6 protein-coding genes are annotated in these 3,811 nt (G+C 30.7%); 1 reads left to right on the top strand and 5 read right to left on the bottom strand.

Annotated features, from left to right (window positions below; all coding sequences use genetic code 11):
* A partial coding sequence (locus RR430_RS09140) for a hypothetical protein (protein ID WP_332509015.1) occupies positions 1-336 on the bottom strand: 336 nt, incomplete at its 3' end.
* A 128-nt stretch (positions 337-464) separates the two neighbouring features.
* Between RR430_RS09140 and RR430_RS09135 the strand changes: the two genes are divergently transcribed.
* The gene (locus RR430_RS09135) at positions 465-1,826 is read left to right on the top strand and encodes an aldehyde dehydrogenase family protein (RefSeq protein ID WP_332509014.1); all 1,362 of its coding nucleotides are present in this window, start codon (positions 465-467) and stop codon (positions 1,824-1,826) included.
* Between the two features lie 40 nt (positions 1,827-1,866).
* Here the strand turns inward: RR430_RS09135 and RR430_RS09130 are convergent, their stop codons facing one another.
* The 4 genes from RR430_RS09130 to RR430_RS09115 all read right to left on the bottom strand — a co-directional run.
* The gene (locus tag RR430_RS09130) at positions 1,867-2,547 is read right to left on the bottom strand and encodes a phosphoribosylaminoimidazolesuccinocarboxamide synthase (RefSeq protein WP_332488741.1); all 681 of its coding nucleotides are present in this window, start codon (positions 2,545-2,547) and stop codon (positions 1,867-1,869) included.
* A gap of 152 nt (positions 2,548-2,699) precedes the next feature.
* On the bottom strand, positions 2,700-3,212 hold the full coding sequence (locus RR430_RS09125) for a nitroreductase family protein (protein WP_332509013.1): 513 nt from the start codon (positions 3,210-3,212) through the stop codon (positions 2,700-2,702).
* Complete coding sequence (locus RR430_RS09120) at positions 3,212-3,562, bottom strand: arsenate reductase family protein (protein WP_332509012.1); 351 nt, start codon at positions 3,560-3,562, stop codon at positions 3,212-3,214. Before RR430_RS09120 ends, RR430_RS09125 begins: the two co-directional genes overlap by 1 nt.
* A gap of 1 nt (position 3,563) precedes the next feature.
* Positions 3,564-3,811, bottom strand: a 248-nt coding sequence (locus RR430_RS09115) for a DUF1905 domain-containing protein (protein ID WP_332509011.1), incomplete at its 5' end; no start/stop codon positions are given.

Here is a 3,811-nt window from a genome sequence, read left to right as displayed (position 1 = left end):
AATTGCAATCTCATTTAGATGCCAAAATAGCATCCATATTCCGTTTAATATATTTGAAAAACTTAAAATATAGCCGATACGATTGTAAATCTTTAATTCTTCCTCATCCCCAAGATTCATCTTAAAATAATATACTACAACAGCAATAAGCAATACATATATTACAAACCACACAAGAAATGTAATTGGTGATGGTGTAAACAAGTTAGGATATAAGTCTGATATATCCTTTGTAGAATAGCCATTAAACTTAAATACATTCGCAAACGTGTTTGCAATTAACATAAATATTGTAGTAACTAATACTAGGTAACGAGATGGTATTTTTTTCTTCATAAATACTCCTCCTAATTACAATTTATGCTTGTTGATACCTATTGTCAATTAGTATGATTTTCACGATATGTTCAAATTACAACTGCCGATTTCTATGGTATGATGATAATACATCAAGGAGGTGTCCAATGATTTATCAAGACATACTAAATTCACAAAGAAAATTTTTTAATACTAACAAAACTAAAAATATAGCTTTTCGTAAAGCTCAGTTATTAAAGCTTAAACATATGATTAAAACCAATGAAGATGCATTAATGGATGCGCTTAATCAAGATTTAAGCAAATCAAGAACTGAATCATATCAAACAGAAATAAGTATTGTATATTCTGAAATCGATGTAGCACTCAAGCAATTAGAAAAATGGTCTAGGCCCGCTTGTAAACTAGCACCGCTACATTTAATAGGATCTACTAGTTATACTATTGCTGAACCTTATGGCATTGTATTAATTTTAGCACCTTGGAATTATCCTATTCAATTAACGTTAGCACCACTTGTAGGTGCATTAGCTGCGGGAAATACCGCTATTATCAAATGTTCTAAAGAAAGTAATGCTACATCAACACTACTAGAAACATTAATAAATGAAACATTCCCTTTAGAAGTTGTATATTGCATAGATCCATCAGTAGATCCTGATTTATTATTTAAATTTAAATATGACTACATTTTCTTCACTGGAAGTGAACGAGTTGGCAAAATAGTAATGCAACATGCATCAAAGTATTTGACTCCAGTTACACTTGAATTAGGTGGTAAGAGCCCAACCTTTGTTACTAGAGATGCAAATTTGGCAACTGCAGCAAAACGTATCATATGGTCTAAGTTACTAAATGCAGGTCAAACATGCGTAGCACCTGACTACATTATAGTAGACGCATCAGTAAAGGATGAACTTATTAATCAATTAAACAAACAAATTCAATTACAAAATCCATTAGGAATAGAAGATGCTAACTATCCAAGAATTATCAACGCTAAACATTACATGCGTATTAAGAAATTAATCTCAAATGAACCAAATAAAACAACTTGTACAACAAATGATGAAACATTTAAGATAAGTCTTACTTTATTTACAAATGCGACATTTGAAAGTGAAATCATGAAAGATGAAATCTTTGGACCAATTTTACCAATTATTTCTTATAACACACTAGACGAAGTTATTGAAATCGTAAAATCTAGACCAAAACCTTTAGCATGCTACATTTTCAGTAGAAATAAAGAAGTAACAAATCGTATCATTAATGAAGTTTCATTTGGTGGAGGATGTGTAAACGACTGTGTAATGCATTTAGCTAACCATAACTTGCCATTTGGCGGTGTTGGTCAAAGTGGAATGGGACATTATCACAGTAAATACAGCTTTAATACCTTCTCTCATACAAAAGCTATCCAAAATAATACATATCTATTTGATTTACCACTACGCTATACAAAAAACGAAAAAACATTACAAATACTAAAAAAGGTTATGAAATAACAAAAACATCCCAGTGAGTACTCTCACTGGGATTTAATTATTAACCTAAAATAATTTTAGTTAATTCAATTGGTTCAACAATTTTTCCATCTTTGTAAACACGCATATTTCCACTTGCGATTTCATCGATTAGAACTACTTCATTGTTATGATATCCAAATTCAAATTTAATATCGTAAAGATCTAAACCTTTAGTCATTAAGTCAGCAGCGACAATCTTAGTAATTTCTAATGTTTGTTCTTTCATGCTGTCATACATTTCTTCACCCATAATATCTAGTAAAGCTAATGCATCTTTAGTGATAAGTGGATCTCCCTTTTCGTCATCTTTTAACGTTACTTCTACATAACCATTTGGAATTCTAGTACCATCTTCAATGTACATACCATAACGGCGTACAAAACTTCCTGTAGCTACAAGACGGCAGATAACTTCTACCCCTTTACCAAATACTTTTGCGCTTAAAACTTCCATTGTTGCATCATCTATATTAGCATCTACATAATGAGTCTTGATGCCTTTTTCTTTTAATAATTCAAAGAAGTGTATTGATGTTTCTAGATTTGCTTTTCCGATACCATCAATTGTTAAACCAACTGAATTTTCTCCTGGATCAAACACTCCATCTTTTCCAGTGCAATCATCTTTAAATTTTAAAAGTACATTACCATTTTCTAAAGCATAAACATCTTTAGTTTTTCCTTCATAAACCTTTTTCATTAACCTTCTCCTCCATGTTTAAGGGGTGCCCTAAAACGTAATAATTATAGCACGCACATGAAACCATGTAAAAATATTTTTATTAATTTTTATCATATTCTTTAAGGATTCTAATGAACGTGCTTACTGTTATTTTATTTTAGTAAACTATCCTATTTAGCACTAAATTTTTCATAGTGTACTTTACTATCTTCAAATCTATCTTTCTGCTCTTTTACCTCATTAGGATGCCCTATTGATATGCAAGATACCGGAATCATATTCTCTGGTAAATTAAACTCTTGAGCATAAAAATCTTTCATCATTTCAGGCTTTATACCTAACCATACTGCTCCTAATCCTAATTCATGCGCAGCTAATAGAATATTTTGAGTAACAGCGGAGCAATCATTTAATAAGTAATTGTATTCAATAATAGAACTATCTCCACAGACAATTATTGCTAAAGGAGCATCAGTAAGCATTTTATAATATTTACCAAAATCAGCTAGTTTAATCAAAGTACCTTTATCTTGAACTACAACAAAATGCCATGGCCTACGATTTTTAGCTGACGGAGCACAAAAACCAGCTTCAAGAAGTTGATGTATTTGTTCATTTGAAATTGTTTCATTTGTATACTTTCTAATACTTGATCTTGTTTTAATTGCTTGTAGAGTATCCATTAAAGTTCATTCCATTCCTTTTCTTTAAATCCTACTAATACTTTATTATCACTAATTAATAGTGGTCTTTTTACCAACATACCATCTGTAGCTAATAGTTTAATTTGTTCTTCTTCACTCATTGATGGAAGTTTTTTAGTAAGTTCTAATTCACGGTATAAGATTCCACTAGTATTAAAGAATCGTTTGATTGGTAAACCACTTATCTTAATCCATTCCATTAATTCCTTTTCTGTTGGGTTATTAAGTTTAATATCTCTAAATTCATAAGAAATATTTGATTTATCTAACCACATTCTAGCTTTTTGACAAGTTGTACATTTTGGATAACAAATAAATAACATTTTCATTTCATTCACGCTCCTTAATCGTTACTTTTATAGTATCGCCTGCTTGTTTCTTTATTTTATCACGAATATCTTTTCTTATCCCAATAATATGTCCAGGTGTTTTCATCCTTACTAGACTTCCTTCATAGGGTTCGCCGTCGAAGGTGGCATAAACTTTAACTCTACCTTTACCAAATTCTTCTTTTACATCATAGGGAAATTCAATATATGCACCATCTATATCTGGCACTTTTTTTATTATTGCCTCAA

Source organism: Anaerorhabdus sp., from assembly GCF_036641015.1.
GTDB lineage: Bacteria > Bacillota_I > Bacilli_A > Erysipelotrichales > Erysipelotrichaceae > Anaerorhabdus.
The sequence above is the reverse complement of the archived record's forward strand: the minus strand, read 5'-3'. Positions and strand labels throughout refer to the sequence as shown.

What these genes read in the sequence shown, in the direction of transcription:
- RR430_RS09135 (WP_332509014.1), top strand. Translation starts at nt 465, where the DNA reads ATGATTTATCAAGACATACTAAATTCACAAAGAAAATTTTTTAATACT.
- RR430_RS09130 (WP_332488741.1), bottom strand. Translation starts at nt 2,547, where the DNA reads ATGAAAAAGGTTTATGAAGGAAAAACTAAAGATGTTTATGCTTTAGAA.
- RR430_RS09125 (WP_332509013.1), bottom strand. Translation starts at nt 3,212, where the DNA reads ATGGATACTCTACAAGCAATTAAAACAAGATCAAGTATTAGAAAGTAT.
- RR430_RS09120 (WP_332509012.1), bottom strand. Translation starts at nt 3,562, where the DNA reads ATGAAAATGTTATTTATTTGTTATCCAAAATGTACAACTTGTCAAAAA.